At 69.2% G+C, this 15,285-nt stretch carries 15 protein-coding genes and 1 pseudogene; 10 read left to right on the top strand and 6 right to left on the bottom strand.

All coding sequences use genetic code 11. The features are described from left to right. Both VIM26_RS19675 and VIM26_RS19670 read left to right on the top strand, forming a co-directional pair. On the top strand, positions 1-288 hold a 288-nt coding region (locus VIM26_RS19675), incomplete at its 5' end, for a CoA-binding protein (protein ID WP_331954384.1). Between the two features lie 623 nt (positions 289-911). Beyond that, a complete protein-coding gene (locus VIM26_RS19670) occupies positions 912-1,400 on the top strand; it encodes a hypothetical protein (protein ID WP_331954382.1) in 489 nt (162 codons plus the stop codon). Between the two features lie 22 nt (positions 1,401-1,422). On the opposite strand, the gene VIM26_RS19665 is transcribed toward VIM26_RS19670, so the two are convergent. Then, entirely contained in the window at positions 1,423-2,220 is a 798-nt protein-coding gene (locus VIM26_RS19665) for a FadR/GntR family transcriptional regulator (RefSeq protein ID WP_331954380.1), read from the bottom strand. Positions 2,221-2,506: 286 nt separating this feature from the next. On the opposite strand from VIM26_RS19665, the gene VIM26_RS19660 reads away from it, so the two are divergent. From VIM26_RS19660 to VIM26_RS19645, 4 genes are all read left to right on the top strand, one after another. Further along, positions 2,507-3,976: an aldehyde dehydrogenase family protein gene (locus VIM26_RS19660; protein WP_331954378.1), complete on the top strand. Its 1,470-nt coding sequence runs from the start codon at positions 2,507-2,509 to the stop codon at positions 3,974-3,976. After that, the gene (locus VIM26_RS19655) at positions 3,973-5,118 is read left to right on the top strand and encodes a glycine betaine/L-proline ABC transporter ATP-binding protein (RefSeq protein WP_331954376.1); all 1,146 of its coding nucleotides are present in this window, start codon (positions 3,973-3,975) and stop codon (positions 5,116-5,118) included. The genes VIM26_RS19660 and VIM26_RS19655 overlap by 4 nt, the downstream gene beginning before the upstream one ends. Beyond that, complete coding sequence (locus VIM26_RS19650) at positions 5,118-7,124, top strand: ABC transporter permease (RefSeq protein ID WP_331954374.1); 2,007 nt, start codon at positions 5,118-5,120, stop codon at positions 7,122-7,124. The genes VIM26_RS19655 and VIM26_RS19650 overlap by 1 nt, the downstream gene beginning before the upstream one ends. A 158-nt stretch (positions 7,125-7,282) precedes the next feature. After that, positions 7,283-8,203, top strand: a complete 921-nt coding sequence (locus VIM26_RS19645) for an ABC transporter substrate-binding protein (RefSeq protein WP_331954372.1) — start codon at positions 7,283-7,285, stop codon at positions 8,201-8,203. A gap of 32 nt (positions 8,204-8,235) precedes the next feature. On the opposite strand, the gene VIM26_RS19640 is transcribed toward VIM26_RS19645, so the two are convergent. Next, entirely contained in the window at positions 8,236-8,796 is a 561-nt protein-coding gene (locus tag VIM26_RS19640) for an AAA family ATPase (RefSeq protein ID WP_331954386.1), read from the bottom strand. 43 nt (positions 8,797-8,839) lie between these two features. Between VIM26_RS19640 and VIM26_RS19635 the strand changes: the two genes are divergently transcribed. Continuing rightward, the gene (locus VIM26_RS19635; RefSeq protein WP_331954370.1) at positions 8,840-9,331 is read left to right on the top strand and encodes a superinfection immunity protein; all 492 of its coding nucleotides are present in this window, start codon (positions 8,840-8,842) and stop codon (positions 9,329-9,331) included. Positions 9,332-9,454: 123 nt separating this feature from the next. Here the strand turns inward: VIM26_RS19635 and VIM26_RS19630 are convergent, their stop codons facing one another. Both VIM26_RS19630 and VIM26_RS19625 read right to left on the bottom strand, forming a co-directional pair. Further along, entirely contained in the window at positions 9,455-10,282 is an 828-nt protein-coding gene (locus VIM26_RS19630; protein ID WP_331954368.1) for a MerR family transcriptional regulator, read from the bottom strand. Between the two features lie 248 nt (positions 10,283-10,530). Then, complete coding sequence (locus VIM26_RS19625; RefSeq protein ID WP_331954366.1) at positions 10,531-10,704, bottom strand: class I SAM-dependent methyltransferase; 174 nt, start codon at positions 10,702-10,704, stop codon at positions 10,531-10,533. Between the two features lie 54 nt (positions 10,705-10,758). Between VIM26_RS19625 and VIM26_RS19620 the strand changes: the two genes are divergently transcribed. Beyond that, positions 10,759-11,202, top strand: coding sequence for a hypothetical protein (locus tag VIM26_RS19620; RefSeq protein WP_331954364.1), 444 nt, complete (start codon positions 10,759-10,761; stop codon positions 11,200-11,202). Between the two features lie 164 nt (positions 11,203-11,366). After that, positions 11,367-11,663, top strand: a complete 297-nt coding sequence (locus tag VIM26_RS19615) for a hypothetical protein (RefSeq protein WP_331954363.1) — start codon at positions 11,367-11,369, stop codon at positions 11,661-11,663. A gap of 270 nt (positions 11,664-11,933) precedes the next feature. On the opposite strand, the pseudogene VIM26_RS27175 reads toward VIM26_RS19615, so the two are convergent. Together VIM26_RS27175 and betA are read right to left on the bottom strand one after the other, a co-directional pair. Then, positions 11,934-12,170 (bottom strand): annotated as a pseudogene (locus VIM26_RS27175) (DUF402 domain-containing protein); the annotation flags it as partial. 316 nt (positions 12,171-12,486) lie between these two features. After that, positions 12,487-14,160, bottom strand: a complete 1,674-nt coding sequence (gene betA / locus VIM26_RS19605) for a choline dehydrogenase (protein WP_331954359.1) — start codon at positions 14,158-14,160, stop codon at positions 12,487-12,489. Between the two features lie 121 nt (positions 14,161-14,281). Here betA and VIM26_RS19600 point away from each other — a divergent pair, with 121 nt between their 5' ends. Next, a complete protein-coding gene (locus tag VIM26_RS19600) occupies positions 14,282-15,082 on the top strand; it encodes an IclR family transcriptional regulator (RefSeq protein WP_331954357.1) in 801 nt (266 codons plus the stop codon). Positions 15,083-15,285: the final 203 nt, after the last annotated feature.

The following is a 15,285-nucleotide window of genomic DNA, read 5'->3' as shown; positions in this document are numbered from 1 at the left end:
GCCATGCGCAGTGCCGACCGGCGCTGCGCATGGCACGGTGATCCTTATGCCGGGCACCAACGAGACCTCGTTCGCGGACCTCCGCCGGATCTACGAGCGCACGACGACGATCGCCGTCGTCGGGGCGAGCACAACGAGACCAAGCCGGCGAACGCGATCCCGAGCTACCTCCAGTCGCAGGGCTACCGGATCATCCCGGTCAACCCGCGTGGCGGCGAGATCCTCGGCGAGCGCGCGTATGCCTCCCTGGGCCCCGGCCCCCGCGACGTCGCCGAGCCGCCGTCGTGACCTGACGGAGCCGGCCGTCGTCGCCAACTCGGCTCTCGCCCCGATCCGGTCCTCGACTCGCGCCGCCGCGAGATAGGAGTCGTTGTCCTCAGATCGCCGCAAATACGACAACGACTCCCAGTTCGCGGCGCGAGCGAGCCCGAGGGCGGCGGGCCGAGGCCGTCGGTGTCGATGCCGGGCTCGGCCTTCACCGTAGGCGGACGGGCTCAGTGCATCCCTCTGTGCATCAAAAGCGCAGTGATTGAGGCGTTTTGGTGCACTTTCGCTGCATTGAGGGCTGCGCACTGAGGTCGAGCCCAGCTACCGCATTTCGGGCTCCGCAGGACAACTGACAACTCCTATCTCACGACCGCGGGTGTCAGAGTCGGCGTCAGCCGCGCGGGGCGATCGATCGGCACCCGAGTGCAGTAGCCCGCGCGCATCGCGCTCGGCGGAGCGGTCTTCATGTCACCTTCGGGGTCCTTTTCACTCGGCGTCGACACTTCGTCATCGTTGGCGTGGCGGTACTCGTCGGGGCTCTCACGGGTCGCCTCGTGTGATGCTTGCCCGGCGTGTGCGGGCGGGGTTGCGGACGCCGGTCGGGGAGGCTGACCTCACCGCTGTACCGATCGGACGGATTCATGATGGATAGCAAGACGTGCCCGGAGTGCGGCGCGACGACGTTCTGGGCGAGCACGTACAACGGCATGCGCCGCCAGTTCGACGCGACCCCGGTCCAGAACCCCCGCGCCCCGGAACAGGTGCGGTGGTATCTGAGCCGGGCCCGCGGCGCCGTGCCCGCGACGATCGCGCTGCGACCGGCCACCGAACCGTTCCTGATGCTGCACTTCTGCCGGGCGACCCGGGTGGGAACCGGCGAGAAGGCCTTGAGCGGTTTCGAGATCGCGAAGTCGACCGGCCCGCGCGTGCCCGACGTCGTGCTCGACGCCCAGTTCTCGTACTCCTACCGGTGGGTGTCGAACTGGGCGCACATCGTCCGCGGCCTGCGGACGCTGTGCGGGGCCCGCGTGCTCGAGCGGCTCTCGGAGGCGGAGCTGGGCCGGCTGGCGCAGATGCCGGTGTGCCCGAAGTGCCTGGCCCGCTACCCCGCGAGGCTCCGGCGCGCGGAGTGACGCGCCCGACGACGCGCTCGGCTCAGTCGTGAATGGGTAGATAGATCGCGTAGCGCCGGATGTGGGACTCCAGCCGATCGGCAGCCAGCTCGGCTCGGCCCGCCTCGATCGCGAGGAAGACCGCGTGATGATCGGCCCGCACGCCGTCCCGGACGCTCGGCCAGCTGTCCGGACCGGACTCGGGCATCGCGGACCAGCCGGCCAGGATCGGCATCCGGACGGACTCGCGGATCGCGCGGGTCACGTCGGACATCAGGCGGTTCCCGCCCGCGTCGGCGATCGCGACGTGGAAGTTCGTGTCGTGCTGGTTGAAGGTCTCCCGGTCGAGCTCCGGCACATCCATGGCCACGAGCTCCGCCCGCATGCGCGCGAGGTCCGCCGGCTGGGCGTTGCGACAGGCGAGGACCACGCTGGCCCGCTCGAGCGCCACCCGGGTGTCCACGACGTCGTCGATCGGGAACGAGCCGAGGGCCACGTGCAGGCGTAACAGGCGGGCCAGGGCGTCGCTGGGCAGGCGGTCGATGGTCGTGCCCGAGTCGGGGCCGGTGCCGACCTGGGACCGGACGGCGCCCTGCGCCTCCAGGATGCGCAGCGCCTCCCGGACGGCCGGACGGCTCACCCCGAGCATCGACGCGAGCTCGCGCTCCGGGGGCAGCCGCTGGCCCGCGCGCAGCGCGCCGCTGACGATCTGGCCCTCGATGCGATCGAGCACCAGCTCGTAGGTCCGCATGCGCGAGACGGGTTGCCATCCGTCGGCCCTGGGCGCGGGCACGGGCGCCGCGGCAACCTCATCGGGAAGACCGCTGGTCAGACCGTTCATGTCACTCCCAAGGTCCGAAGAAGAGTTCGCCGCTGAACCCCTCTCGGCATCGAGAGAGGTTACACCGACCGCCCTCCGCGAGGACTGTGGTCCGGCCATACGCCGATCCCCGAACGCGCGCGCGGCGCACCGACCCGACCCGACGCGCCACACATCCCACGAATCCGCGACCAAATTCACCCAAAGTTGACACTCGTGACAGGCCTGGACATGCTGTGTTGCACAGTAAGCAATCTTATGCGCGATGAGCAACGACGGTTTCCTCCGTTGTCCGAAGGGGCCCCAGTTGGCAGAGCTGTACATCCACGGCGAGTGGCTTGATCCCGAGCTCGGCGGCACCCGCGAGATCCGGTGCCCCGCGGACGGGACGCCCGTCGCGGTCGTCTCGGAGGGGTCCGACGCGGACTCCGTGAAGGCGATCGCCGCCGCGCGGCGCGCCTTCGACGACGGCCCCTGGCCGCGCACCCCGGAGCGGGACCGCGGCGTGCTCGTCGCGAAGGTCGCCGACCTGCTCCTGCGGGACCGCGCCGAGTACGCCCGCGCCGAGGCCCTGGACACCGGCAAGCGCCTGGTCGAGGCCGAGTACGACATCGACGACGTGATCGCCTGCTTCCGGTATTTCGCCGGCATCGCGGGCTCCGACGCCGGCCGCGTCATCGACACCGGCCTGACGACCACGATCAGCCGGGTCGTGCACGAGCCGGTCGGCGTGTGCGCCATGATCACGCCCTGGAACTACCCGCTGCTCCAGACGTCCTGGAAGGTCGCGCCCGCACTGGTGGCGGGCAACACGTTCGTCCTCAAGCCGAGCGAGCTGACGCCGTCGACGTCGATCCTGCTGATGCGGACCCTGGAGGAGGCCGGCCTGCCCGCGGGCGTCGCCAACCTCGTCCTGGGCACCGGCGCCAGCGTCGGCGCCGCGCTGACCTCGCACCCGGACGTGGACCTGGTCTCGTTCACCGGCGGGCTGCACACCGGGCGCCGGATCATGGCCGCGGCGGCCCCGACGGTCAAGAAGATCGCCCTCGAGCTGGGCGGCAAGAACCCCAACATCGTCTTCGCCGACGCCGACTTCCTCGCCGCGATCGACATGGCGCTGACGGCGGTCTTCCTCAACTCCGGGCAGGTCTGCTCCGCCGGCGCGCGCCTGATCGTCCAGGACGAGCTGCACGACCGGTTCGTCGAGGAGCTCGTGCGCCGGGCCAAGCTGATCCGGCTCGGTGGCCCGTTCGACCCCGACGCCGAAACCGGCCCGCTGATCTCCGCCGCGCACCTGGCCAAGGTGACCGCCGCCGTCGAGGCGGGTGTCGCCGAGGGCGCCGTGCTGCGCTGCGGGGGGTCGCGGGCCACCGACGGCGTCCTCGCGGACGGCTTCTTCTTCGCCCCGACCGTGCTCGACGAGTGCGACACCAAGATGCGGGTGGTCCAGGACGAGTCGTTCGGACCGGTGCTGACGGTGGAGCGGTTCACGAACGAGGCCGACGCGGCGCGGATCGCGAACGACTCGATCTACGGGCTCGCCGGCGCGGTCTGGACCCAGGACGCCGGCAAGGCCCAGCGGGTCGCGGCCAAGCTGCGCATGGGCACCGTGTGGATCAACGACTACCACCCGTACGTCCCGCAGGCCGAGTGGGGCGGGTTCAAGCAGTCCGGCGTCGGGCGCGAGCTCGGTCACGCCGGCCTGGGCGAGTACCGCGAGACGAAGCACATCTGGCAGAACATCGATCCGGAACCTCAGGGCTGGTTCTCCGGATGACCCTGACCGCCGCGAACCACCAAGCTCCAGGAGACGTCACGATTTCACCGGTAGCCACAGAACTCGCCCACACGTCCGAGCCCGAGCTGCGGGCAGCGCCCGCCAACCCCTCGGTGCCAGACATCTCGGTGCGGAACCTGTGGAAGGTGTTCGGCCCCGGCGCCGACGGCGTGCCCGGCTCGGACGAGGTCGCCCAGCTCGCCCCCCTGGAGCTCAAGGAGCAGACCGGCTGCACCGCGGCGGTCCGCGACGTGAGCTTCGACGTCGCCCGAGGTGAGCTCTTCGTCATCATGGGACTGTCTGGTTCGGGCAAGTCCACGCTCGTGCGCTGCCTGACCCGGCTGATCGAGCCGACCGCGGGCGAGGTGGCGTTCCAGGGCGAGGACGTCCTGGCCTACACCAGCAAGTCCCTGCTCGAGCTGCGGCGCCGTCGGATCTCGATGGTGTTCCAGAACTTCGGGCTGCTCCCCCACCGGCGGGTGCTGGACAACGTCGCCTACGGCCTCGAGGTCCGCGGCGACGGCAAGGCCGCGCGGATGAAGCGCGCCGCGGAGGTGATCGACCTCGTCGGGCTGGCCGGCCAGGAGGAGTCCTTCCCCGACGAGCTCTCCGGCGGCATGCAGCAGCGCGTGGGCCTGGCCCGCGCACTCGCGGGCGACCCGGACCTGCTGCTGTTCGACGAGCCGTTCTCCGCGCTCGACCCGCTGATCCGCCGGGAGATGCAGAACGAGGTCATCCGGCTACACAAGGAGGTCGGCAAGACGATGGTCTTCGTCACGCACGACCTGTCCGAGGCGATCAAGCTCGGCGACCGGATCCTCATCATGCGCGACGGTCAGCTGGTGCAGATCGCGTCGCCCGCCGAGCTCGTCGGCGCCCCCGCCGACGACTACGTGCGGGACTTCGTCAGCGACGTGAACAAGTCCGAGGTCCTCACCCTGCGGTGGATCATGCGCGCCCCCCGGCCCGACGACGACCTGGGTGGCACCGAGCTCGGACCGGACGTCGTCGTGCGCGACGCGGCCCAGGCCGTGCTCGCCGCCCGGACCGCGGTCCGGGTCGTGGAGAACGGCACGCTGCTCGGGGTGGTCGACGACGAGGAGATCCTCTCGGTCATTGCTGGGAGCGGCCCCGCAACCTGATGGCCACGATCACTGAGGTACGCAAGACTCCGAGCCGGGCGACCTGGCCGAGGTGGCTGAACCGCCGCTGGTCCGCGGCGATCACGATCGTCGTCGGGCTGGCGCTGTACGCCGCCCTGCGCGGTCGCCAGACGCTGCACCTGGCGCAGGAAGACACCACTCCGCTGCACGACTGGCTGAACTCCGTGAACGACGCGGTCGGTGCGGGCCGGCAGAGCAACCCGCTCTTCCTCTACTTCTTCAACGAGATCCGCGCGGTGATCAGCGCGGTCGCCACGTTCTTCCAGGTCCTGCTGGCACAGCCGTTCGCGGACCGCACGCTGCCGGTCATCGGCTGGCTCGGCGTGGTCGCGATCGTCGCGTTCGGCACCTGGGCCGTGAGCAACGGGCGGATGGCCATCCTGGCGACGTCCGGGTTCCTTTTCCTGGGTCTGCAGGGACTCTGGCAGGAAAGCATGGACACGCTCTCCCTGACGATCACCGCCGTCATCTTCTCGCTCCTGGTGGGCCTGCCGCTCGGCATCTGGGCGGGGATCTCCGACCGGGCCAACGCGGCGCTGCGACCCGTGCTCGACTTCATGCAGACCATGCCGACGTTCGTCTATCTCGCACCGCTGGTCCTGCTGTTCGCCATCGGACCGGCGTCGGCCACGATCGCCACCCTCATCTATGCGGCACCCCCGGTCATCCGGATCACCTCGCACGGCATCCGTGAGGTCCCGCGCGCCACCCTCGAGGCTGCCGAGGCCATGGGGTCGACGCGCAGGCAGATCCTGGTCAAGGTCATGCTCCCGATGGCCCGGCGCACGATCGTGATCGGCATCAATCAGACGGTCATGGCTGCGCTGTCCATGGTCACGCTGGCTGCGCTGATCGACGCGCCCGGCCTCGGCCAGGTGGTCCTGGAGGCGCTGAACCACCTGGACATCGGCACCGCGTTCAACGGTGGGCTGGCCATCGTCATCATGGCCATCGTCATCGACCGGGTGACCACCGCAGCGGCCAAACAGACCGAGCTGGCCCGGCGCCGGCCCGGCAAGCATCCGGTGTGGCTGCGGCGGCTGGCCCTGGCCGCCGGCGCGGGAATCACCGCCGCGTGCGTCTACCTGTCCTACGTGTACGTCTGGGCCGCTCAGTTCCCGACCACGCTCGACCTGGGCACCCCGATCCGCAAGTACGTCAGCCTCGCGGCCGACTGGATCGCGGTCGACTTCGGCCAGACCACGAACGCGGTGAAGAACGGGCTCACGTTCAACGTGCTCAACCCGATGGAGACGTTGCTCACCGAGGCCCCCTGGTGGCTCGCGGCTGCCGTCATCGTCGCCCTCGCCGCCGCCATCGGCAGCCGTAAGTCGGCCGCCACGGCAGCGGCCTGCCTCGGCCTCATCCTCGCGACCGGCCTGTGGAGCGACGCGATGAGCACCCTGGTGGCCACGCTCGTCGGCACCGTCGTGGTGCTGGTGATCGGCATCGTCGTCGGGACCTGGATGGGCCGCAGCGCGAACGTCGACCGGGTGATCCGCCCGGTGCTGGACGCCGCGCAAACCATGCCCGCCTTCGTCTACCTCGTGCCGTTCGTCGCCCTTTTCGCGGCGAGCCGTTTCACCGGGATCGTCGCGGCGATCGTCTACGCCGCGCCGATCGTGATCAAGATCGTGGCCGACGGGATCGCGGGGGTGCCCGCCGCCACCATGGAGGCGGCCACCGCCGCGGGGTCCAGCAAGTGGCAGCTGATCACCAAGGTGCAGCTCCCGATGTCCCGGCGGACGCTCGCCCTGGCCATGAACCAGGGCCTGATCTACGTCCTGTCCATGATCGTGATCGGCGGCCTCGTCGGCGCCGGTGCCCTCGGGTTCGACGTCGTCTCCGGCTTCCGCCAGGACCAGTGGTTCGGCAAGGGGCTCGCGGCAGGCCTGGCCATCGTGCTCCTCGGCATCATGCTCGACCGCATCACGCAGGCCATCGCGCGCCGGTCCGACAGGTCCGAGCTCGCAGCAGGCCACTGATCAGAGCCCTGATCGGCCTGGTCCGGGACCTCCCGGACCAGGCGCCCGCCCCCACCGTCACCGCAAAGGTGGCTCGACGCACAACAGAGGCGCTGACAATGCATTTCGCGCGGAACATCGGAGCAGCCAGGAGACCTTCCCGGATCGCGGCAGCGGCCGTGGCTATCGCCCTGCTGGCCAGTGGCTGCGCGAGCTGGGAGAAGGTCGGCAAGGACCCGTCCTCGGTGCCGGGCGGCTGCCCCGAGTTCAACCTCGCGGTGAACAACTGGGTGGGCTACGAGGCGAACGCCGCGGTCATCGCGTACGTCGCGGAGACCAAGCTCGGGTGCACGGTCACCAAGAAGAACCTCGACGAGCAGGTCGCCTGGCAGGGCTTCGCCGACGGCAAGATCGACGCCGTGGTGGAGAACTGGGGGCACGACGACCTCATCGCGAAGTACATCACCAAGCAGAGGGTCGCCCAGCTCGCCGGCCCGACCGGAAACCAGGGAAAGATCGGCTGGTACCTGCCGCCGTGGCTCGCCAAGGCGCACCCGGACCTCACCAAGTGGCAGAACCTCAACAAGCACGACGACATGTTCCGGACCTCGGAGTCCGACGGCAAGGGCCAGCTGCTCGACGGCGACCCCGGTTTCGTGACAAACGATGCGGCGCTGGTCTCGAACCTTCATCTCAACTTCAAGGTGGTCTACGCGGGCTCGGAGGCCGCACTGATCACCACGCTGAAGCAGGCCGAACGGAACCACGATCCGGTGATCGCGTACTTCTTCGAACCACACTGGTTCACCACCGAGGTCCCCCTCGTTCCGGTCGAGCTCCCGAAGTACACGACCGGCTGCGACGCCGACCCGGCCAAGGTGGCGTGCGCCTACCCGAACTACAAGCTGAACAAGGTGGTCAGCAACAAGTTCGCCGAGAGCGGCAGCCCCGCCTACGACCTGGTGAAGAAGTTCCACTGGACCAACAAGGACCAGAACCAGGTCGCCCAGTACATCGCGGTCGACAAGATGACGCCCGAGGCCGCGGCGAAGAAGTGGGTCGACGCCCACCCGGCCAAGGTCAAGGCCTGGCTGAAGTAGGCCGGGGTCCCCGCGCGGTCTGTCGTTGAAGGTCAGTGCGTTGGTGCCCGGTCCGCGGTGCTCGGGTTTCCGGGCTGGATGACGCGCACCGGTCCCTCGTCCGGCGTCGGCGCCTCGAAGCCCGCCATGTACGCGATCGCGCGACCGACCGGGAGCACGATGTCGTTGGGGCGGGTGTCCCGACGGCGCTCGAGCCGCTCGAGGGACACCTCCCTGGGGGTCTGCATGTAGTAGACCACCGGTGCCACCCCGAGCGGCGCGAGGAGTGCTCGATACTCGTCGCGAGAGGCTCGCGCCCAGAACGCCGTGTCCACCACCACCCGGGATCCGCTCGTCACGAGCTCGGTGAGCCGGCGCTGCAGGTGCTCGTGCACCTCGATGCGCACCTCCTCGGCGACCGGGTGGGTCCGGTATCCCCGGCGCCAGGCCTCCTCGTCGAAGGAGAGCAGGACGTAGCCCTCCTCCTGGAGTACCAGCCTCTTTCTCTTTATCGCCGATATTGTCCTTATCGGCGATATTGCCGATCTCGTCGGCCAGGAGACGGTTGCCGCAACGGTCCTCCAATGCGGATTCGTCAGCGATCTCCGGTGCATGAATGGCACGCCGGAATGCGCCCGAGAGCCATACGATCGGACGATGAACGAGATGGATCCGTACAACCCCTCCCCGCCGGCACTGGCCCCTGTTCCCTCAGCTCCGTCCTGGCCGATTCAGCAGGCGCCGCAGGCGGGCTACGGACTCATGACCGACCAGCGCCCGGCCTCGGGCGCCGTCCTCGCGATCGCCTGGGTGAGCACGGTCCTGACCCTCGGCTACATGCTCCCGTGGGCGATCGCCGCGACACGTGGGCGATCCAACCAAGCGGCCGTCGGGTTGATCGACCTGCTCCTCGGCTGGAGCCTGATCGGGTGGGTGGCGGCACTGGTGATGGCGTGCCAGTCGCACTCCGTGGTGGGGCAGCCCCCCGTCGTCAACGTGCTGGTTGCGCAGCAGTTTCCGCAAGCGCCGCAGGGCTTCCCCGTCCCGGCGCCGGTCGCGGGTCCGCCGGCCGGGTGGTACCCGTCGCCGTCGGGCACTGGGCAGCAGTACTGGGACGGCGTGGCGTGGACGGGTAACCGAGCGCCCTGAAGGCACCGCCGGCAGTGAGACCCGGCGCGAACGTGGAGAGCCGGCCGGACGTGCCATCCAGCATCGCTGCCCTGCGCCGAACCGCCGGGTGACGGGCACCAGTGGGCCCGCCACCCGAACGGATCAGACCGGGACGCGGATCTTGGTGACGTAATCTGCCGAGTTGGCGGTCTGGTCCCGACCGACGACGTAGACGTGCGACAACGGCCCGGTCTTCACCAGGCCCTCTCGCGCCAGGTATCTCGCCAGGTCCGCCGACGCGGCAGCGATTCCGCCGTAGTCACCGCGGACCGTGGCCACAGCAGCGCGATGCTCCGAAACTCGGCGACACGCCAGCGGCGCTTCGACAGTGATCGGCTCACCGATCGGCACCCATACCTCGAGGTCGACGTCGGTGTCCTGGTAACCCTCGTCGAAGTACGTGGACCCGCCCGTCTCCGGACGAGCGGGCAGCCCGCAACCCTCGGCGAGGGGGACGAAGGCATCCCAGAGCCGGCTCTGTTCGGCGTAGGTCGGGACGACCCCGCGCAGCGCGAGGATCGTCGTAGCGGGGATGGTGACGAGCGAGATGTCGGTCATGGGAGCCTCCGTGAGGTTGTCGATGAGGTTGGCCAGGTCGGCGAGTCGCCGTCGCACAAGAGAGGACTCGGAGTGAAGCTCGCCGCGGTGAGCCTCAAGCGCGCGACGCAGAATCTGCGGATCGTGCGCCTGCGGAACCACCGCAGCGATGGCGGACACGGAGAACCCGACGTCACGAAGAGACCGCACCAGGACCGCGTCGCGGATCTGGTCTCCGGCGTAGTAGCGGTATCCGGTGTCGGGATCGATGTGGGCGGGGATCAGCACTGCCTGCTTGTCGTAGTACCGCAGCATGCGCACGCTCAACCGGACCAGGCTGGAGAACGCTCCGATGCCCAGCAAACCCCTCGCCTGCTCGTTCATGTCGGCCATGAATCCACTCTCGGGCCTGACACCGTGTCAGAGTCAAATCCCGGACTCACACGCACGTCCCAGGCGCCGCCCGAGCGGCGGTGGTCGTTGCCCGTGCCAGCTGGTCCTTCGCCGCAGCCCGAGCCGCTCTCTTCGGGCCGACCCGCCGCGCGGCGTCTGCGCCTTCCACCGGGGAACCAGCCAGCGCGCGCACCACGAGCTGGTCGTAGTCGCGGCCCAGATCAGGCTCGCCCTGGAGCAGCGTGCGATTAGTGCCACGCCTGCGCGACCAGGACGGCGTCGAGCGCGCCGTCGGGCAGGGGGATCTGCTCGGCGCTTCCCGCCAGCGCCCTCACCGCGGGCAGCGCGTGGGTCAACCGGTCCCGCATCCGCGCTGAGGGCTCGACGGCCACCACGTCGTCGGCATGGCCGCAGTCTCGCACTGTCGCCGGTCTATGCCTAGGATAGTTAGGCATGAGGGTGCAGGAGCGAACACCGTGAGCGGCGCTGGGCAGGAACCGTCGTCCGCGAACCGCAGCGCCAACGGTTCGGGTACCGACAGTGGACCTGCGCGAGCGCTGAGGTGGTCGACGCGGCTGGCCGGCTCGGTCGCGCTAGGCGTGGCACTCGCGGCGGTCGCCTATTTTGTCTTCTTCGTCGGCTCCTGGGCGTGGCTGAATCTCCTCGTGTGGGCAGCCGTCGGGTGCGTCGTCGGGCGGATCGCGCGGACCTGGCCCGCGGCCGTCGTCAACAGCGCTGCCGTTGGATTCACGATCGTTCTCAGCTACTCGATCATGGGCTACCAAGGCGAGGCCCCGCTCCGGTCGGAGATCTTGCCGTTCTCGATCATCGCCGTGCTCGGCGCCGTGGGAATGGCAGTCGCAGGCGCACTGGGGCACCTCTCTCGGCGCCGCTCGTACCAGGCGCGCGCGGATCGATAGCGGGGATCCCCCGGCGTCGGTGGCGATCGAGAATGCCGAGGGTGAAATCCCTGAGCCGACGCGGGTCCAACGGGCTGTGGACGTCGTCGCCGGACGTTGACACGCCCGGTGATCAGGTCTATTGCTTGGCAGGTCACGCACATATCTGAGCAAAGGAGCCGGACATGGACCCGAAGCCCTACGCAGTGGTGCACTTCTTCGCGGGCGGCACCGCGGAGCAGTACGACGCGTCGATCGCAGCGGTCCACCCCGGCCCTGGGATCCTGCCCGCAGGGCAGACCTTCCACGCCGCGGGCGCGTCCGACGGCGGCTGGACGATCACGGCTGTCCACGAGTCGCGGGAGAGCTGGGAGACGTTCCGCGACACCATTCTGCTGCCCCGGATGCAGCAGGGCATCGAGGGTGGGTTCGCCGCGCCGCCCGTGGAGACGGTGTTCGAGGTCTACAACCTCGCGCCCTAGCCGCACCGAGGGTGCCCGAGGAGACCTTCGCCCACTTCGAGGTCGAGGAGGTCGACGGTGGTCGACGGAGGTCGACGGTGGCACGTAGTCGGACCAGTCGCCGATCGACGTCGGCCAGTGGCCGAGCTGATCCACGACGGCGTGTGCGGTGGCCCACGCCAGGTCGAGCTGCTGCTGCGTGAGATGTCCCCTCGCCACTGCCAGTTCGGCCTCATCGACGTCTTTCCACTCGGGACGTCGCTGCGGGTCGATCCAGAGGTCGAGATGCCAATCGACCGCGTCGATGAATCCGTCGCGGTCGGTCTTCGTCGACTCGAGGTTGAGGTACCAACCGGCGAACCCGCGGTCGTCCCAGAAATGAATGACCTGGAAGTTCTCGCCCCGCGGAATCACCCGCAGCACGCCGTTCCCCTCCCAGACGCGAGGCGCCGTCGTCAGCGTGCGACGGAATCGCTCGACCAGCGGGACCGTTCGCGGATCAGTTCCGTCCTCGAGCGCCCAGTACATGATCTGGGTCCCCGCCGGCATGTAGCCGACAAAGGTCTCTCCATCATCCGAAATCGTCCGCATCGGCAGTACCGCCTGCACGCTTCCGTCCTGGTACAGGTATCGCAGTGACACGCCTCGGCCGTACTGGCTGGTGACCATGACGATGATTCTGATCCACTCGGCGCGGCGTCGCCGGAGAAGTCAACGCGTCGTCGTCCCGGCGAGTACGCCGGCGAGCACCGGCCGAGCATCCTCCCGCGCCCGCGCACAGGCGTGCCCGGTCCGGGGCGAGCCCACAGGCTCGTCCAGGCCGGGCACGGTCCGTCAGCTCAGCTCAGCTGGTCGCGATCGCGTCGGCCTCGTGACGGTAGAACTCGGCGTTGGACGGCGCGAGCGGGGTGTTGCCGAGGATGAGGTCAGCCGCCTTCTCCGCAAGCATCATCACCGGGGCGTAGATGTTCCCGTTCGGGACGTAGGGCATGACCGAGGCATCGACGACCTTCAGTCCGTCGAGGCCATGCACCCCCATGGTCTGCGGGTCGACGACGGACAGCTCGCCGGTGCCCATCTTCAGCGTGCAGGAGGGGTGCAGCGCGGTCTCGCCGTCCTTGGCGACCCAGTCCAGGATCTGCTCGTCGGTCTCGACCTCGGGTCCGGGAGAGATCTCCCCGGCGTTGAACTCGTCGAAGGCCGGCTGGTTGAGGATGTTCCGGGCCACCCGGATCGCCTCGACCCACTCGCGGCGGTCCTGGTCCGTCGACAGGTAGTTGAAGCGCAGGAACGGGTGCTCGCGGGGGTCCTTGCTGCGGATCTTCACCGAGCCGACCGCGTTGGAGTACATGGGCCCGACGTGCACCTGGTACCCCTCGCCGCCGTCGGGCGACGAACCGTCGTAGCGCACCGCGATCGGCAGGAAGTGGAACATCAGGTTGGGGTAGGCGACGTCCTCGTTGGAGCGCACGAACGCGCCACCCTCGAAGTGGTTGGTCGCCCCCGGGCCGGTGCGCCCGAACAGCCACTTCGCGCCGATGTACGGCTTGTAGATGTGCTTCAGATACCGCTGCATGGTGACCTTCTGCTTGCAGGCGTACTGGATGTACACCTCGAGGTGGTCCTGCAGGTTCTCGCCGACGCCGGGCAGGTCGTGCACGACGTCGATGCCCAGCGCCTCGAGCTCGGCCTTGTTGCCCACGCCGGAGAGCTGGAGCAGCTGAGGGGAGTTGATCGCGCCGCCGCAGAGCACCACGGTCTTGGCGAGGACCTGCTCGGTCTTGCCGCGGCCGCGGAAGTACTCGACGCCGACGGCTCGCTTGCCCTCGAAGAGGACCTTGGCGGCCAGTGCGCGAGTGCGGACGGTCAGGTTGGGCCGGTCCATGACCGGGTGCAGGTAGGCGCGCGCCGCCGACAGCCGCCGGCCGTGGCGGATGTTGCGGTCGAACTGGGCGAAGCCCTCCTGGCGGTAGCCGTTGACATCGTCCGTGCGCGAGTAGCCGGCCTGCTCCCCCGCCTTGAAGAAGGCGCCGAACAGGGGGTTCGTGGCGGGGCCGCGCTCCTGGACGAGCGGGCCGTCGTGGCCGCGGAACTCGTCCTCGGGATCGGCCGCGAGGCAGGTCTCCATGCGGTTGAAGTACGGCAGGCAGTGCGCGTAGTCCCAGGACTCCATGCCCGGGTCCGCGCCCCAGCGCTCGAAGTCCAGCGGGTTGCCGCGCTGGAAGATCATGCCGTTGATGCTGCTGGACCCGCCGAGGACCTTGCCGCGGGCGTGGAAGATCCGCCGGCCGTTCAGGTGCGGCTCGGCCTCCGAGGAGTACTTCCAGTCGTAGAAGCGGTTCCCGATCGGGAACGGCAGCGCGGCCGGCATGTGGATCAGGACGTCCCAGCGGAAGTCCTTGCGACCCGCCTCCAGGACGAGCACCGAGTTGCCGGGGTCAGCCGAGAGGCGGTTGGCCAGGGCGGAGCCGGCGGAGCCGCCTCCGACGATCACGTAGTCGTACTGAGTGGAGGCCATTGGCCACCTCCGTAGTCTTCGGGCGCGGGGGCGCGGTTCGGCGGGCAGACGTCAATCCTAACCGATGTACCGAATACCGCATTCAACTGCGCCATCCGCAACTACGTCATAGGCTTGCCTGGTGAACACTCCGGAGAACGAACTCTCCACCGGAAAGCTCGACAGCAGCGGTGGCGTCCAGTCGGTCGACAGGGCGATCAGCGTCCTGGAGATCCTCGCGCGCAGCGGTGGGGCGGGGGTCAGCGCGGTCGCCGCGGACATCGGGGTCCACAAGTCGACGGCGTTCCGGCTGCTCGGCGCCCTGGAGGCCCGCGGCCTGGTCGAGCAGACCCACGAGCGGGGCAAGTACTACCTGAGCTTCGGCGTCCTGCGGCTCGCCAGCGCGATCCCGGGTCGGCTCGACCTGGTGCGCCAGGGCCGCGCCATCCTCGATCGGCTGGCCGGCGAGTTCGGCGAGACGGCGAACCTCGCGGTGCTCCGCTCGCACTACGTCGTGAACCTCGACCAGGCGCATGGCACGGCGGCGGTGGTGGCCCTCAACTGGGTGGCCCAGCTCACCCCGCTGCATGCCACCTCGGCCGGCAAGGTCCTGCTCGCCTACCTCGAGGACGACGAGGCCGGCCTCCTGCTCGACACCGCGGGACTCGTCCGCTTCACCGACCACACCCTCACCGATCGGGCGATGCTCGCCGCCCAGCTCGCCGTCGTGCGCGCGGACGGCCACGCGACCGCCGTCGACGAGCTCGAGGACGGCCTGAGCACGATCGCGGTGCCCGTGCGGGATCACAGCAGCACGGTGGTCGCGGCGCTGACCATCTCGGGGCCTGGCTACCGGCTCACCGCCGCCCGGATGCAGGAGGTTCTCGAGGAGCTCAAGGCCGGTGCCACCCGGATCAGCGAGCGCCTGGGGTACCTGGGCTGACCGCGTTTCCGCGGGAACGTTTCGTTTCAGACTTTGAGACGGAAACGTTCACGTCTTGGCGTTCCACTGAGAAACAGTTCGCTTCGACGGGCGTCGACCGCAACGGTGGGGGCCATGACCTCACCTGTTGAGCACGTCCTTCATGGCGGAAACGTCGCCGAGGCGGTCGTCCGGGTCGGCTCGACGGTGCGCAAGCCGGCGGG

The organism is Pengzhenrongella sp., assembly GCF_036565025.1.
Taxonomy (GTDB): domain Bacteria; phylum Actinomycetota; class Actinomycetes; order Actinomycetales; family Cellulomonadaceae; genus Pengzhenrongella.
Note: the sequence above shows the minus strand (reverse complement) of the source record. Positions and strands in the feature narration are given on the sequence as shown.